This is a genomic window from Nocardia sp. NPDC006044 (genome assembly GCF_042871115.1).
Taxonomy (GTDB): domain Bacteria; phylum Actinomycetota; class Actinomycetes; order Mycobacteriales; family Mycobacteriaceae; genus Nocardia.
In genome coordinates this window covers 426979-443181 of the sequence record NZ_JBIAID010000001.1, presented here as the reverse complement: position 1 = coordinate 443181, position 16203 = coordinate 426979, and the positions used below count along the sequence as shown (strand labels likewise).

The 16203-nt window shown below is 62.5% G+C and carries 14 protein-coding genes; 2 read left to right on the top strand and 12 right to left on the bottom strand.

From position 1 onward, the window contains the following. Window positions 1-38 precede the first annotated feature (38 nt). Window positions 39-365: an Lsr2 family protein gene (locus tag ACFYO1_RS02110; RefSeq protein ID WP_387226261.1), complete on the top strand. Its 327-nt coding sequence runs from the start codon at window positions 39-41 to the stop codon at window positions 363-365. A gap of 25 nt (window positions 366-390) precedes the next feature. Here the strand turns inward: ACFYO1_RS02110 and ACFYO1_RS02105 are convergent, their stop codons facing one another. From ACFYO1_RS02105 to ACFYO1_RS02085, 5 genes are all read right to left on the bottom strand, one after another. After that, complete coding sequence (locus ACFYO1_RS02105; RefSeq protein ID WP_387231648.1) at window positions 391-2067, bottom strand: discoidin domain-containing protein; 1677 nt, start codon at window positions 2065-2067, stop codon at window positions 391-393. 224 nt (window positions 2068-2291) lie between these two features. Next, window positions 2292-3071, bottom strand: a complete 780-nt coding sequence (locus tag ACFYO1_RS02100) for a hypothetical protein (protein ID WP_387226259.1) — start codon at window positions 3069-3071, stop codon at window positions 2292-2294. A 992-nt stretch (window positions 3072-4063) separates the two neighbouring features. Continuing rightward, a complete protein-coding gene (locus ACFYO1_RS02095) occupies window positions 4064-4948 on the bottom strand; it encodes a helix-turn-helix domain-containing protein (RefSeq protein WP_387226257.1) in 885 nt (294 codons plus the stop codon). Window positions 4949-4992: 44 nt separating this feature from the next. Continuing rightward, window positions 4993-5820 carry an SAM-dependent methyltransferase gene (locus ACFYO1_RS02090; RefSeq protein WP_387226256.1) on the bottom strand — a complete coding sequence of 276 codons (828 nt, stop codon included), beginning with the start codon at window positions 5818-5820 and terminating at the stop codon, window positions 4993-4995. A 164-nt stretch (window positions 5821-5984) separates the two neighbouring features. Continuing rightward, window positions 5985-6347 (bottom strand): hypothetical protein, encoded by a 363-nt coding sequence (locus ACFYO1_RS02085; protein WP_387226254.1) that lies wholly within the window; start codon window positions 6345-6347, stop codon window positions 5985-5987. A gap of 627 nt (window positions 6348-6974) precedes the next feature. Here ACFYO1_RS02085 and ACFYO1_RS02080 point away from each other — a divergent pair. Next, complete coding sequence (locus ACFYO1_RS02080) at window positions 6975-8378, top strand: FAD-binding oxidoreductase (RefSeq protein ID WP_387226252.1); 1404 nt, start codon at window positions 6975-6977, stop codon at window positions 8376-8378. 411 nt (window positions 8379-8789) lie between these two features. Here the strand turns inward: ACFYO1_RS02080 and ACFYO1_RS02075 are convergent, their stop codons facing one another. The 7 genes from ACFYO1_RS02075 to ACFYO1_RS02045 all read right to left on the bottom strand — a co-directional run bounded on the left by ACFYO1_RS02075 (window position 8790) and on the right by ACFYO1_RS02045 (window position 16121). Beyond that, entirely contained in the window at window positions 8790-9212 is a 423-nt protein-coding gene (locus ACFYO1_RS02075) for a hypothetical protein (RefSeq protein ID WP_387226250.1), read from the bottom strand. A gap of 617 nt (window positions 9213-9829) precedes the next feature. Beyond that, window positions 9830-10708 (bottom strand): bacteriocin fulvocin C-related protein, encoded by an 879-nt coding sequence (locus ACFYO1_RS02070; protein ID WP_387226248.1) that lies wholly within the window; start codon window positions 10706-10708, stop codon window positions 9830-9832. A 366-nt stretch (window positions 10709-11074) separates the two neighbouring features. Next, window positions 11075-11476 carry a hypothetical protein gene (locus tag ACFYO1_RS02065; RefSeq protein WP_387226246.1) on the bottom strand — a complete coding sequence of 134 codons (402 nt, stop codon included), beginning with the start codon at window positions 11474-11476 and terminating at the stop codon, window positions 11075-11077. A gap of 35 nt (window positions 11477-11511) precedes the next feature. Further along, on the bottom strand, window positions 11512-12345 hold the full coding sequence (locus ACFYO1_RS02060) for a hypothetical protein (protein ID WP_387226243.1): 834 nt from the start codon (window positions 12343-12345) through the stop codon (window positions 11512-11514). Window positions 12346-12474: 129 nt separating this feature from the next. Beyond that, the gene (locus tag ACFYO1_RS02055; RefSeq protein WP_387226241.1) at window positions 12475-13428 is read right to left on the bottom strand and encodes a hypothetical protein; all 954 of its coding nucleotides are present in this window, start codon (window positions 13426-13428) and stop codon (window positions 12475-12477) included. Window positions 13429-13596: 168 nt separating this feature from the next. Further along, window positions 13597-14814: a cytochrome P450 gene (locus ACFYO1_RS02050; RefSeq protein ID WP_387231646.1), complete on the bottom strand. Its 1218-nt coding sequence runs from the start codon at window positions 14812-14814 to the stop codon at window positions 13597-13599. A 134-nt stretch (window positions 14815-14948) separates the two neighbouring features. After that, window positions 14949-16121, bottom strand: coding sequence for an aminoglycoside phosphotransferase family protein (locus tag ACFYO1_RS02045; protein ID WP_387226239.1), 1173 nt, complete (start codon window positions 16119-16121; stop codon window positions 14949-14951). Window positions 16122-16203 lie beyond the last annotated feature (82 nt).

Below are 16203 nucleotides of genomic sequence, written 5' to 3'. Positions count from 1 at the left end.
GACAACAGACCATCATCGGAGTACAAAGGACGGAACATATGGCAAAGCAGGTCACCGTGACGCTGATCGACGACTTCGACGGCCGGTCGAAAGCGAACGAGACAGTTCATTTCGCTATCGATGGCGTCACCTACGAGATAGACCTGTCAACGACCAATGCAGGCAAACTTCGTAAGTCGCTCGAGCCATGGACCGCGAGCGCCCGCAAGGCGGGTCGTCTCAAGAAGGCCGGCGGACGGCGCGGCTCGATGGACCGTGAGCAATCCGCCGCCGTCAGAAAATGGGCGCGCAAGCACGGCCATACGGTTTCCGAGCGTGGCCGAATCTCCGCAGAAGTGCTCGAGGCATACAACAACGCGAATTGAGAACATCCGTCCAGCCCGCCGGGCATCACCGCACCGGCCCGACTACCTCCAGTTCGCTGATGCCCGGATGAGAATTCGCTTCGGTCGCAACAATCACGAGCCGCACAAAGCGCGCGACGACAGCACTCGGCAATGCGCCGGTCGCCGGGTCTACAGAGACGGTCGTCCACGTGCGATTATCGGCAGATGTTTTGATTGCCCACTCCGTTGGAAGCGCCCCTGACCAGGATGGGTGGATCCGAGCAACCTCCGTCGGCCCGCCGAGGTCGACGGTGAGGCTGCCCTCGTTGTTCGTCGGCGTCCATGCGGTGGCTCCGCTGCCGTCGACAGCCGCGGCGGCATACCGGCCCGACTCGTCTGAACTGGACGTCACCAGTTTGCAACGAGCAAGATTGTCCGTCGAAGACCGATCTGGACGACGCGTCTGCACGATCAGCGGGTGATCGCGGCTTACCATCTGCGCGCCATTCGCGGTCTGCACACGCATAGGCGCACCGGACTTCAAAACAATCGTGGTTTCTTCGGGGCCGAGTTCGGCGTTGAAGACACGGCCCTGCCAATGCACGCCACGAATATCGACCCCGCTGGCGAGGTCGGGCGGCAAGATCGGATCGACAGCGACGGAGTCGCCGCGCAATCGCAGTCCGAGCAACCCGTTTGTGAAGGTCTGTAGGAAGCCACCTGCGGCAGTCACGAAAGTGAACGCGGGTGCGCCCGCCAGCGCGTCTCCGGCACCCGCCTTACTCCCACGTGCCTCGGCGAACTGGCCGAATGGCGCCCGTTCGAACGGACGGGCCGCACGCTCGAAGTAGGTACCGACCGCGCACCCCGGCGCACCGATCGCCGCGGCGTCGATGGCGTGCGCCGAATCCGTCATGGCCGGCCCGTCGGGGTCGGTTCGTTCGGCGTAGTACTCCAGTACGCGACTCGAAACATTCTGTGCCATCGGCCATTCCAGCGGATAGATCAGCAGTGTCGTATCGGCCTGCTTGATCGAGGTGCCGGGGTAGCCGTCGTACTGGAGGAAAATCTCGCGTACGGGATCGAACGGCATCCGTAGATGATCGGCGATCATCGTCCATTCTGCCGGTCGCTGCTCGCCGAGGATATCCGCCGCGGCCGCCGCGTTGCGCAAGGCAAGTGCCGCAACGGCATTGGTGTAAACGGCGTCGTTCACACCGTTGCTGTATTCGTCGGGTCCTGCGACATTGTCGATGGAGAAGCTGCCGTCGGCGTTCGCCGTCACTCGTGCGGCCCAGAATTCCGCGAGCTGCTTCATGATCGGCCAACCTCGGGTGCCCAGGTAATCCTTGTCGCCGGTTGCGAGGTAGAACTGCCAGGCCGAGAGCGAGATGTCACCCTGCAGATGGATCTGAGTCAGGCAGTGTGGCGGATCCCAGCTGTGGCACTCCTCGAGGTCGCCATGACTCGCACTGGTCCATGGATAGAAGGCACCGGGGTAGCCGAGCCGCTGCGCGTTGGCGTGCGCCGCGGGCAAGGTTCGGTACCGGTACTGCACAACGGAACTCGCGAGTTCCGGCGCGAACTGCAGCAACCCGGGGAACATCCAGATATCCGCGTCCCAGAAGACCGCACCGCCGTAGTTGTCACTGCCGAGTCCGACCGGTGAGATGCTGTTGCTCTGTTGCGCATTCGTACTCGAGTACAGCGAATACAGTGCGCCGCGAGCCCAGGTCTGCACCTCCGAGTTGCCGGGGATCTCGATGTCGCCGTGCCACAGACGCCGCCAGGCAGAGGCGGTTCCGGCCAGCAGGTTGTGCCAACCCTTGAATGCTGCGCGGTGCGCGGAGTCAGATGCGGACTTGGACGGATTCGGTGCACTCAGCGCCGTATCGACGCCGACGAACTTTGTTACCTCATAGGACTTTCCGGTCTGCACCGAAAGTCGCGCGCCCTGGCCGACGGTCAGATCACGAACCGGCGCAGTGTGCTGAGTCGCCGCCACGCCTGCCCGCAGTACAGAGACAATCTCGCCTGCGACTCCGGTCCCTCGGTGCGGAACCCGAGCCGCATGTCGTCGTTGGCAACCTCGCTATCGGTCCCGGAAACGCGTCGGGCTCCGCTGCCGTCGAGCAGATCGATCACCGTGATATCGCCGGACCAGCGCGGGACCAGCGTCAGATGCACCGCGCCAACGTGCTGGTCCGAACGATCGGTGACCACCTCATAGGTCAGATCTGCCGCTTTCCCAGTCGGGGTGGTCCAGGTGAAGGTCGTACGGACTAGACCACAGCGCAAATACAACGTCTGCTTGAAGTTGCTGATCTGGGTGGAAGGTGTTCCCGAGGTGAATGTTTCGCCGTCGACGTCCAGGTCGAGGGTCGACCAAACCGGAAGGGCTGCCGCCACCTCACGACCATCCGCGACGCCGGCCTTCTTCCCGTAGAGACCGGCCACGAAGGCACCGTCGTAGCGCGGAGTATAGAGCGGCCACCCGCTCAGCTCATCGGCCGAGAAGTAGCCCATCCCGCGTGGCGGCACCCGAAGTCCGAGATAGCCGTTCCCGACCATCGGATGCCGATCGTAGGTAGCGTTCGCGTCCGTGCTCGACGGAGTCCATTCGGGCGCCGACGACACCTCGTCACCAGGACACACAGACATCGCCACCGGCGCGGTCCGATAGCCGAAGAACAGCGCGGCCGCGACCACCAGTGCGACCGCCAGGGCGACCGCGAGACCGACCATTGCCGGCATCCGATAGCGCAGCCAGACCGATGGTGTTCCTCGTGATAACAATCCAGCTACCTCCGTGTGCTGTCGTCGCCATTCACCAGATCGAAACAGAACGCAGACGATCCTTGGCTCGGCGACGCTTCTTACTGATGGGAAGAATCTCCGCCCGATATTCCCGCGACGGGGAAGGCATTAGTGTCGCTGTCGTGCGCATACGGAAGCGAACGAGTCCAGTGGCGCCGAGAGCGGTTGCCGCACTTGGAATTGCGCCTCGCCGGATCGATAGCACTATGCGCTCACAATTCGGTACCGGCGATCCGTGCCGACCCCCAATCGTCACGATGCGACGCGTCTGTTTCCCGACGTCTCAGGGCTCCCCTCTCTGTCTACCCTGAGGCGCCGTACGCGTGCCGGCACACGCGCCGAAACAGATTCCGCCGCTTCGTGACAACCGCCCCTGGGTTCGAGATTTCGGGCCCAGGGGCGGTTTTGTGTAGGTAGCGCCGGCCCGAAGTCATAGGCACGGGATATGTCCGAAGCACGCTCATCTGCGGATGTGCGGCACCTACCTATAAGACAAGCATCAACGGCAGTTGAGCACGGCCATGTGGCTACGCCCAACGCCTGATACGCCATCGAAACAGGTGTGTCAGCCACCGTAGGGTAAGGATGCAAATGCACACCGAATTGGTGCCGATGCAGGAGAAATGTCGATGTGAGCCGCAAGAATCCGGGTCCGGTGTCGACGGGCAATCCCCGCCACACACTGAGATGTGCCGCATCCGGATCCGTTTCAGTGCACCACCACTCGAATTGAGCTACCGAGACGAACGGGCAGTCGCAGAAAGATTTGCCAGCTCGGCCCGGCGCAACGGCGCGATCGTGGAGATAGATCGCACCGACTGCCCCGGGTTGAACCCACTCCCGTGTCGTGTGCTGTGGACCGGGGACGCGTGAGGACCGACGCGACGGTTCGGCCGCAGACCGAAGCGACCCGCAGGTACTTAAGTACCGCCGGCAGCGAGTAGCTCGTCGAGTATCCGCTCCGTATCGTCCAGCGGGGCGGCCCGCACCGACAACCGCGCCGCCACAGCGAGATAGATATCGGTATCCGATCGTTTCTCGAGCAACGAGGCATAGGTGAGCTGCGGTGCGAACACCACATCGGCCACTTCGGGTTCCGCGAACCGCAGGAGGGTGAAGGGGCCGTCGGCGATAGCGGGCCCTCCGACATGATCGGGCAGGACCTGCAGCGCGGTCTTCATCGCGCCCGCGGCGCGGATCAGATATTCGAGTTGCGCACGCCACACGGCAGCGCCGCCGAACGGGCACCGCAACGCCGCCTGCTCGACAACGAACCACACCGCGGGCGGGTCGCGTCGGCTGAGGATCTCTCGGCGACGCAGTTGCAAAGCGACCCTGCGTTCGATCAGCGAATCCGGCTCCTCCGGATGCACATGCTTCAACACCGCGTACGCGTAGTCGGGCGTCTGCAACAGCTCTGGTACGAAACGCGGCTCGTAGCTGCGTATCAGCTGAGCAGCCTGCTCCAGGCCGATGAAGGTGCCGAACCAGCGTGGCAGCCAGTCGTTGTCCCGCTGCCACCAGCCGGCCGCATTGGCCTGACGTGCCAAGGTCAAGAAAGCGTCGCGCGCTTCGGGATCGGTGAAGCCGTACAAGGTGAGCAGGTCGTTCAGATCGCGCTCCCGGAACGGCACCCTGCCCAACTCGAGTCGGCTGATCTTCGAATCGGAGGCGCGTATCGCCATTCCGGCGTCCTCGCGACTGACCCCGCACGCCTCCCGCAAACGACGCAGCCGCGCCCCGACCATCATCCGCAGCACCGTAGGCGCTCCCTCGACCGCCGTGATCACGGGGACGTCGGTCATTGCTCACCCCTTTTCCGCGCGCCCGCTCCCGATGACAGCCGACTTCAGGGCTGCTTCACCCCGACTCCCCCGAACAGCGAGCAGGTCGCCGGTGCGTCGGTGCCGTCGGGTCGCCATTGCCACGGGCGTACCAAACCGGGCTCGACCAGGTGATAGCCGTCGAACAGATCTCGGATCTCCGGCTCGCTACGCAATACCAACGGCACTGTGGCCCCCGCGAATCCGGCGTGCCAACCATTCTGTTCGCCGGCCGACATGCCATCGGTGGTCAGGTGCGAGATGGCGACATACGACCCAGACGCCTGGCGTTCGCGGAATGCCGAAACGATCCTCGCCGGATTCTCCTCGGCGGTCACGAAGTGAAAGACGGCGATGAACAGCACGGCGACTGGCTCGTCGAAATCGATCATCTCGGTGACCGTCGGATGCCGCAGGATCGACTCGGGTTCCCGCATGTCCGCGGTGATCACCCGGGTTGTGCCCGCGCGGAGCAGCGCCTTGCCGTGTACAGCAACGATCGGGTCGATGTCGACATAGACAACGCGTGCGTCCGGGTTTGCCTCGACGGCGATCTGATGTGTATTTCGGACCGTCGGCAGGCCAGACCCCACGTCCAAAAACTGACGAATGCCACAGGTTTTCGCCAGATGCTCGACAACTCGACCGAGGAACCGCCGGTTCTCCGTCGCGGTCGACCGCACCCGGTGCTCACCGATCAGGTCATAGAGCCGCGCGTTGGCGGCCCGATCGACATCGTAATGGTCCTTTCCGCCGAGTGCCTCGTCGTACATGCGCGCGGCGGTCGGCACTCCGAGCGGGATCCGCACCTCGGGCTTGGCGTCCACTCTGCTGGGCGGGGCTTCTTTCGACATCGTCTCAGCCTCTCGATAGGCACAGATTTAATGTCGTCCCGAACACTACGGACGGCCTGACAATCCTATTCGCCTGGATATCGACCACATGTTCCCATCACGGGGGACTGCTTACTTTCGTGCTCGATCTGTTCACCAGGCAACGATTCCGTAGCCGCGTGCGTTCATCTATCGGCAAGGACGACCACGAAGATAAGTCCGACCAGCGACAGAGCGGTCAGTACACCGAAGACGATCGACCAGTGCAGCCGATGGTGCACAACATCCACTTGGATGTCGGCGTCATCGGACGACGCGAAAACCCCGATGGCCGCCCCCGCCAAAGTCGCGGCCAAGAATCCCGAGCCCATCGCCACGATGATGTCGACTCGCACAACGAGTTTAGTCATTCCGGTAAGGCCGTCGAGTGTGATGAAACCAGGAAGCAACGCAAGGATGGCGAACGCGCCGAAGACGATGGTGACCAACGCGGCCCAGTTCGCCGCGAATCGATATGCCGAGTAAAGAGCATCGCCATTGTCCTGCACGCAATCTCCGATCCACTGCGAACCAAGCCCCACCTCCGGGCACCGAGCGGGACCTGACGCCCGGAGGCGAGATATCACGAACGCGCCGACCCACACTGCCACGTTTGCCCTCCGCGCTCCGTGACGGTCGCTGGCTCCCGGCCACTGTCGGCGTTCGTGACGATTGGGGTGGAACTTCGTCGACGAACGGTACTCGAGTGCGGATGGCCTACCTTCCCTCCATTGAGAACATCCACGCCTTGTCCCGTTGCCGGCTCCAGCTGACCGAGTGATGCAAGACAGACCGGGAAAGTCCTTCATTCGTACCTATCGGTATCGAAATGGCCGCCACGGACGTCGCCCGGCTCGGAATGGTTTGGCGCCATATTAATCCAGCGGAAGCATATACATATCTACGGAAATGCCAGGTCTCGAAGCTCACCACTTCCGTTCTCGCCCGCCTTTCTCGCCACTCCCAAAGATGCAGCAGGACAACGCTTTTCACTCCATAGCGATACACTTTGCGGTGCACCTCTTTTACGCAAACAAGGTTCTTTCGTCCCCAAGTTTGGGAAGCGGTCGATTGTCGGAACACCCTAGGCTCGAAGTAGTACGACATAGGTAGGTAATTCGACAGGAAGGCCGGCCGTGAGTACCCGGATTTTGCGATTGCGCAGTGAGCAGCGGCCTGGCCCCTTCCTCGATACCCTTCGCGACATTGTCGGCTCCGCACATGTTCTGACCGATCTCACCGCCATGCGCGCCTACACCACGGATTGGACCGGACGATGGGAAGGGTCCGCACTCGCTGTTGTCCGGCCGAACAGCACCGCGCAGGTCTCGGCTGTCGTCTCCGCGTGCTTCCGTTCGCTCATTCCCCTCACACCACAGGGCGGCAACACCGGCCTGGTCGGTGGTGGCATACCGACGGCGGGATCGATCCTGCTCAGTACCCAGCGTCTCGATTACATCGAATCGCTCGATCCCATCGATCGCACGATCGCGGCCGGGGCGGGAGCTACCGTTGCCCAGGCTGATCGAGCCGCAGCGGCACACGGTCTGCGGTTCGGCATCGACCTGGCCTCGAAGGAGTCGGCGACGCTCGGCGGGATCGTCGCAACCAATGCCGGCGGCGCACGGATGATCCGTTATGGAAACACCCGGTCTCAACTGCTGGGTATCGAAGCGGTGATGGCTGACGGTTCGGTCCTTGCTCGATGGGCGCCACTTACCAAGGACAATATCGGCTATGACCTGCCTGGCCTGCTCGCAGGCAGTGAGGGAACACTGGCCGTCATCACCAAGGTCCTGATGAAACTGAGCACGCCACCTGTGGATACGCAGGTGCTACTCGCGGGCATCTCCACGGTCGATGACGCACTGCGTCTTTACGACCGAATCCAGCGGTGCGGGTTGAGCGTCGAAGCAGCCGAGTTGATGACCGAGGAAGGTATCGATGTGGTCTGCACGCACACCGACGTCAAGCGACCGTTCGATGACGGTTCCGCCTTCTACGCGCTTTTCGAGGTGTCCGCACACCGTGCCACCGAAGCGGCGCTACTCGAAATGCTCTCCGCGTGTGAGGATCTGGTAGAGAACGCCACCTTCGAGCAGCAACCCGCACGCAAGCTGTGGCGGCTGCGCCACAGCCACACCGAGAGCATCGGCCGCGAATCCAGCACTCCTGTCGTCAAATTGGACATCGCGGTTCCACTCGCCTCGATGAGCACGTTTGTCGCACAGCTCGAATCTATCCTGACAGAACATTTCCCAGCGACCCGGCCGATCCTGTTCGGACACTTCGTCGACGGCAACATCCACGTCAACCTTCTCGACGTCGAACCATCCGCCGCGGATGGCGTTACCGACTCGGTCTTCAATCTGGTCACCGAGCACAACGGCAGCATCAGCGCCGAGCACGGGATCGGCCGGGCCAAAACCCAGTGGGTCGAGCTCGGCCGCAGTCCCGTCGACGTGCACATGATGAACCGCATCAAATTCGCCCTCGACCCGCGTTGCATTCTCAACCCTGGCGTACTTCTACCGAGATGAAAAGTATTACGGTACGGGCCTTTTCATAGTCGGCGCAGCGGTCGAACATGCAGGATTCGGCCTCGTCACGAACCGCGGTACTGTTTATGCTTCCGGCCGAGTCCGACCAGCATTGAGGCGGTTACCGACTTCCTGGTACGAGTTCCGATCAGCCGCTGCCCATCGTGGCGATACCGATTGATCGAGGCAACTTCCAGCCCGACATTGCGTTCTATCTGGCCGGGACCGAGGACTCCCGCACGAGCCATGGTCGATCACGGTGCTGTCTTTGCGAGAAGGTCGCATCGCCGAAATCATCTCGTTCATTGATCCTCCCGCATTCTCCCGCTTCGGGCTGCCGGCCCACATAGCGGGTTAGGGCCTCCACGGGCCATTGTCGAGGCGCTTTTGGCACGCACGGGTGCGCTGCTGTCAGTCATCGACCGCCAAGGACAAGTGGGCAGCGTAAGACTGCGAAACGAGCAGATAATCGGCCCACAGGTTCGGGCATCCCGGTTCTTTTCGGTCGGTTGCTGTCTGGACCTGCGCCGCGATGCGAATTGTTCCGAGCAGGGCTTCGATTGTATTCACGAGCGCCGGGATCTCGAGTTCCGGAGCCGTCTCGCCACCTGATCGGCCCGATGGCGGTTTCATACGCAGAACGTCGTCGCGCAGGAGCTGCGACCAACGAGATGGTGGCTTGACCACCCGAAGGGTGGCGACTGGAACCGAGACGACGCGGCCAGCGAGCATCCCAAGTGGTTCGCGCAACGGGAATCGGTCGGCCAATGGTATCGGCGTGCTGAGACCGATGGTGAACGAGTGATCGACATCCGACATCGCGCGTTCGATCACAGAGCAGGAATGAACCACTGCGGCCCGCAACGACTCCGCGCCTGAGTCGCCGTCCGTATCGGCGGCACGAGAATTCTTCGACCTAGACAAAGGCTATCCCCAAGAAGAACTGGCCTTGACCCCGCACGCCCCTGGCGAACCCGCCCAAGCCGGACTGCCTAAACGACCATCGGGTCCTGTCGACGTATCTCAATGACGTGCTTGTCGTCGTTATGGTTAGCGTGTAGCACCTCGCCAAGCTGCTCATGCGGATGAGGCTCGGCACGGATGTACGTCCAATGGTCACCAGGCTTTTGATACCACCCGCACTTGATTGGACAATCACCGCTTACCTCGCGACGCGCCGCTTTCACACCGATTACTGGCACGAAAGACAGAACGGGTGCCTATGCGTGCGGCTCATCCCACCAGCAGCGGGGACCTTGACGCGGCTCGGCGATGCATCGGTATTCCACGACCTCGAAGTTTTCACGACCTCAAGCTCGATGGCGGCCGGGGCTGTCCGATCGCACGCACCGTGAACAATTTGATGGGCGTCGCGGTGCCAACGATTCGCTGCCTCGACGGTGCGGGCTTCTACGACGTCACGCCTGCTCTGTGACCTCAGACTCGAACGCCTACCGGCACATACCCTTGCATGGGTACCGCCAAAAAGTTCCACAGCCGGAACTCGCGTAATTGCAGTCGTCGATACCGGGCGCGTTGTGACATGTCCGTCTGGAACCACACCAAGGCGACTCGAATGCGCATTCACAATCCGGCCGCCATGCCAGCAGATCGACATCATCCTCGGCGGGGCCGAGCACACCCAATGCTCGATAGGCCTCGTGCTCACCGAGCTCTGCGACGGCGGCCCGGTGGATCTCATCAACATGCCGAAGGTCGGCGGCGCCTGGCTCGGCAAAGGTGGATTCCACGCCGGCGAGTTCGGCGGCGCGGTCGAGAATGTCTTGCTGCCCAGGTGTAAGATCTGTTCGTTCGCTGCGATATTGCCGCAGATGGTCAACCCACAGTCGGCTGCGCGCCGCGGGCTCGACGGCTTGGAAGATCGCCCTGCGATACGACACCGGGTAGGCGGCGATGGCCGCATAGGTTTGCGGCAACCGTGCACGATTCACGTGTACCCAGGCGTGCGCGGACCGCTGCTCCTTGGTCGCGAACGCGGGCGCGTTCCCCGCGAACACGACACCGGCGGCGACACCCGCACCGGCCACGAGTCTCAAGAACTGTGCTCGGTTCACGCCGTGCGGCACCGATGAATCACCGGGCAGCTCACTTGTCTTCCCCGACGCGCGCCGGTGCAGTCGGCCCACCGCGGTCAGAACCCGGAGGGTCGCAACGGGACCGAGCCAAGCGGCGAGCCTGAATCCCATCCTCGGGCCGTGCCAGGCACGCACCTGGTCCCCCCGGACCTGCAGTAGCGTCGGCACCCATTCCGTATCCGGACCGAGCGCCTGTTCGCGCCAACGCCGCACATCGGCATCGGCCAGCGGCAAGACTATGAGCCTGTCATTACTCGCCCGCGCAACGGAATTCGATATCTCGCGGCAGGTACCGCAAGAAGAGTCGAATGCCAGCACCCACCGTTCGCATGTTCCATCCATAACGATTCTCCAGTTGTCCTCGGCTCGACCGGCCCATCGAGTGCCGGGGCTTCCGTCGGCGGGCTACCACGCCGCTGCGGAGGCGGCCGGAATCCGCCAGTCCTCTTCGGACTTTCTAAGCTCGTCCGGCGTAGCCCGTACCGTAAGCGATGGTATTGACTTCCCAGCCCTGAGAAGGCTTTGCTACGCCGTTGCGGGGGCGGCCGCTCTATCCCTTGATCGCTGACACGTACACGCAGATCGGCGACGATCGACGCATCAGTCAGGCCGCCAAATCGTTTCCGCGGCAGCGAGGTCCGCCAAGTCCAGCACCGCAAGACTGGAGGGCGTGCCGTCGACGCCTAGCATGACCGGCGCCGGGCAATGCCCCAATTGTGGTGTACTTGCCAGTTCCAGCGCCCGTACCGGCTCACCTGGACGAAGGCCCAGTGCCTTGCGTGCTGCGGATTCGAGAATGGCAGGTTCTGCGTTGTATTCGAGCGCTGTACCGAACATACCGATGATCCCTTGCAGGCGAGCTTTAGGCAGCCTTGCCATTTCGGCTAATGCCGGTGTCGACGCACGGAACAGTTTATGCTTCTCCAGCGGCGATAACGCGGGATCCGCGAAATGAAACATGCCCAGATCTGTAGCTGTAAGTTCAGCTTGGCTGAAAAGCATTTCCCGTACGCGGTTCTTACTGGTGCCAGTAATCGCTACGCAGAACTGTTCTTTGCTGAGATATTGCCCGGGTCGACGGCCTCCGTTTTCCATGGCTCGCGCAAAATCGCCGTACCATCTAGTCTTCGTATGTTCGTCGAATACAGAGGATCGACGTAACTCGGCGTAACTGCCCGATGTCGACCACCGGGTCCGTACTGGTCCCAGAACTCATCGACCGGCTCGTGCAGCATCTTGGTGAGAACTTGACGGAAGCGAGTGACCTTTTCACTGGAGTTTGCGGTCGAGCCTTTCCAACCGTCGCTGTAGCGGAGCAGGCCAGTAACTGGTTCACCGCGCGCGTTGCGGGCGCGCGCCAACTCAAGCGCGCGCCGCGAAGGAACGTCCTGATAAAATCCGGCTGTCACCGCCTTCCACGCCCTCGCGACCTCGTAGTCAGCTTTCCGTTCCATCGTCTCGATGTCAGCCACCGATCTTTCCCGGCTTGAGCTGCGGGTCTGAAAATACGCGCGACGTAGATCTGCCCGGAAGCTGTTGCCGATCTCCGCGGCCGCCTCGGGATCGGACAACAGCAGGCGATAGGCGCGTTGGGTGTAGTGGGCGCGGGCTCGCGCGAATTCGCGGTTGCCTTTCCCCAGGCTCGGGGGGTGTGCGAGGCTCTCCGCCACAGGCGGCGAGGAACCTACACGGTCCACTGTGATCCTGGTACCGCCCACCCTATCGACCCCGACGCTAATGCGGTCCGCATCCCGCAATAGATACGCATAACGGCGATGCTCGATGTGAATGACCCGACATACTCCCGTCGCCTTTTCGACGACTCTACTCGCCGCGAGCATCGCCGCGTGGCTGACCGGGAACTCAAACAACGAGCACTCCAATACTCCTCACGAATACGATTCGCCGCACGTCACACGCAGACGCGCACCCCGCTCCCGCACATCCGACCAGTCAGGTGTCGAACTTGAATCCGAGTAACTGGACGCCGACGCCGAATTTTACTTTGGCGCCGACGGTGAACGGTTGGGACGGATTCTCGCCGCCGGCCTCACGTCAGGTTGCACAATGTAGCGACGCATGGCGCGAATGTATCTAACGAACGCCAGGGCTGATACACCTGGTAGTACCGCTACGCCGAGAACGTAAGGCCAGGGTCCCCTTGTCGCGACGAACCCCACGTCTATCGCCGCCATGGCCGCCGTAGCCAACGCCACCAGCAGCGTTCGGCAGCCTCCGGCCGCGAGCGCAGTGGCCTCGAACCACCGGTCATAGACACTTACCGGTTCTCGCGCACGCCCGGCTCGTACGCGCGCGTCGACAATAGATCGCGCCGCCTCCGCATCAACGACGGGCACCAGCCAGTCGTTTCCGTGGCCGGCGACGCGAATCGCCGGACCACTGGCGAGGTCGAAGAATCCACGCGTCGTCACAGCTGGCGAATTCAGCGCGTGGATCTCGTCGGCGGCGACCGACTCGCAGTCTCGGTAGGCGAACGACCATGTTCCGTCCGGGTCGCTCAATTCCAACCGGTCGTGCAATAGACGTAAACGACGAGGTCCCCGCGTACGCACATGCACTGTCTGCCGACTGCCTAGGACGTCGGAAGCGAGCGGATAGGTCAGAATCCGAGCGGCCAGAGCAACGAGCGCCATGGCGACGGCGAGGATACCGAGCGCCGCGACAGTCGTGGCTACGTGAATCAGGGATATAAGCACCACCGGCCCACACGCGATCAGGACGAGCCGCCACCAGACTCCCGGTCGGTAGCGATACACCAACACCGCAAGCACACCGATCGCGGAAGGTACGGCACACGCACCCAGTAGCGCTGGCGTCCACAGGATTCGGAATCCACCGTGATATGACGGCGGTGCAATCAGTAAATGCCGCGACCATACCCAGCGCACTGCCTGCGCGGTCGCCAGCGGCGCGACCACGAAGCCGAGCACCACCGGTGGCACCGCTATGGACCATCGTATGGCCATTCCCGGACCGGGTCGTGTCATGTCAACAGCTTCAACCGTCCCCAACGTTGGGAATGAGCGCGCGGTTGGCGACACACAGATCCGACCTCCCCCCGCTCGAGGAAGGGGGCATTCGCCCGCGAAACTGCCGACCGTTCATGCCAGGATGCTCCCGCCGATAACGAGCGGCTCCGTTGGCGGAAATGTCACCGGCAATGCCGTCAACGCGCGATGGAACGGGCCGGGTCGCCAGGACGGCCCACCCTTCCGTGTGTCGAGCCGGATGTCCGGCAACGCGTCGAGCAGTTGATCGATCGCATCTTGGGCAATCAAGTAGGCCAGCGATTGCGCAGGACACGCATGCTGCCCGGCGCCCCACGCCAGGTGGGAGCGATTCCCCGCAAGATCGTCGGTACGCACTGTCGGATCGGTGTTGCAAGCGGCCATGCTGATGACAACCGGCTGATGGGCCGGCAGCCAGACATCGTCGATGAGGATCGGATGACGTGGAAAGGTGATCATGAGGTTTGCCAACGGCGGGTCGTTGAACAACAGTTCGTCAAGTGCGTCGCGAGCACTCAGCGAACCCCCGACCACGCTGCCTCCGAAGCGCTCGTCTGTCAGGATCAACAGCAGTGTATTGACGATCAGGTTCAGGAGGAATTCGATTCCGGTACCGAAGATTTGAGCAACGTGCTGAGCCGCCTCTTCCGCGGTCAGCTCGGCCGGATGTTGCAGCAGCAAGGAAGTGATGTCTGCTTGTGGTTCGACCTGTTTGAGCGCAACCAACTGTGCAAGCACCTCGCTCAGCATCCTATTGCCGCCTTCGGCATCGGCACCGACGCCCTCTACGATCGCGGCGACTGCGGCGGCCAGCTTCTGTCCGATCTCCGGTGGGCAGCCGAGCAGAATGTTGACGACCTGGAATACCAACGGAAACCCGTACTGGCTCAGCAGATCTGCCGAACCATTCCGAGAGAAGCTGTTGATGAGCGGAATGGCGATTGATTCGACCGTGTCGTGCAGCGCGTACAGGTCGACGGCCCTGATGGTGTCGGTCGTGGCGGGCCGGTAGCGCAAGAAGTCCATTCCTGAGCTCCTGCTCGCGACGGGTCGCCACTCAAGCATCGGCCGGATCGGACAGCTCTGCGGGATATCTCGCTGCCATGTGCGCGGGTCCGCTGGAAAGTGCTCGGGATCGTTGAGTATCCGCAAGGCAGTGCGATAGCCGATCACCAACGTGGCGGGCACGTCCGGCGCGAGCTCGACCGGAGCCATCGAGCCGTACTGGGCACGCAACCGTCGATAGATCCGATGCGGATCAGCGGCGAAATCCGGCGTGTACATGCGAACCCGGGGTTCTTCGAAATCCATCGGCGAACCGTGGATGATCTGATCGGCGGGCGACAACGGTGTGTTCAACAGGGGCTCCAGATTGTTTCGTGCGGCGGGGCATCGAAGATGCCCCGCCCACGAGTTGGTTCTCGGAATAGAGGTTGCGAGGAGTGTCAGACGCCGAGTGCGTCCAGCGAATCGAGGTCGTCCAGCGCCGTGGTGATCCGTCGCATCAACGTCAAACATGTCTCTACCGACTGCATTTCGGGTTGGTACACGGCCCTGCCGATGGTGAAAGCCCAAGCGGCGTAGGCGAACATCGACTGCTGCCGGTAAGCCAGCCACGCCTCGTCGAAGGACGGCACAATTCCCCCGGCATGTCCCAGTTCGTCCAGGTAGAGCGCCAATAGCTCGCGGTCCCAAGCCCGCCGGTCATCGGGCTCACAACCCGAGTTCACCGAGTAGGCGAAATCGTGCGCCCAGCCACCTCGCATGATCACCTGCCAGTCCGCGAGACCCATTCGTCCGTCTCTTGTCACATAGGTCTGCCCGATATGCGGATCACCGTGCAGCAGTGTGGGAGGCAGGTCGTTGGTCGCGATATCGAGTGCGCGCTCGACGCCACGCCACAGTCGCTCGTCCGCGCCGTGCAACGCAGCGGGAACAACAGCCTCGGCTCGCTTCAGACCAACGGCGCTCCGGGTCTTCATATCGATGGCGGAACGGACGGCCACCAACATGTCGGTCGGCGTATGCAGGACCGAGAGCGACGGATGCACCCAGAAGGTGCCGTGTAGCCGAGCAAGATTTCGGACCAGATCCTCGGCCTGATCGCGCGTGATGGGTGCGTTCGGTTCAACAAACTCGGCGCCCCTGGTCACCGCGATGTTCTCCATCAGCGCCACGGATCGCCAGGACGCCGGATCGGCCGCGCCCCAATACCCGCGGGGTGCTTCCATTTCGACCATCGGGCGAAATGTCTTGAAGAAGTGGGTCTCGCCATCGATCACCCGCGCTCCGCCGAGCAGCATACGCTGGCGCAAGGACGTGCTCGTCTTGGCGAAGAGCTCGGTGGGCAGGCCGGCCGCCGTGCCGATGTCGTTGTACCGCACATGAATCGCGACGCGGGTCGAGGTACCTCTACTGCCATCGGAGATCTCGAACGAGTGCACCTCCGCGCCGGGGATGTCGCGACACAGCACGGCCGTCAACCATTGCTCGGTGATGGTCTCGCCCGAGACGGGAACATCGTCGACCGTTCTCGCCTTCGGTCGAAAAACTTTCTCCCACAGCACATGCCCGCCGACTACAACGAACCTTCCGAGCAACCACAGCTTCGAGTTCATGTCAACGTGCCTCGATTCCCGTATCGAGCCGCGGTCGAGCACCATGTCGTGGTCCATCCACTCCGGACCGGTCAGGGCGACA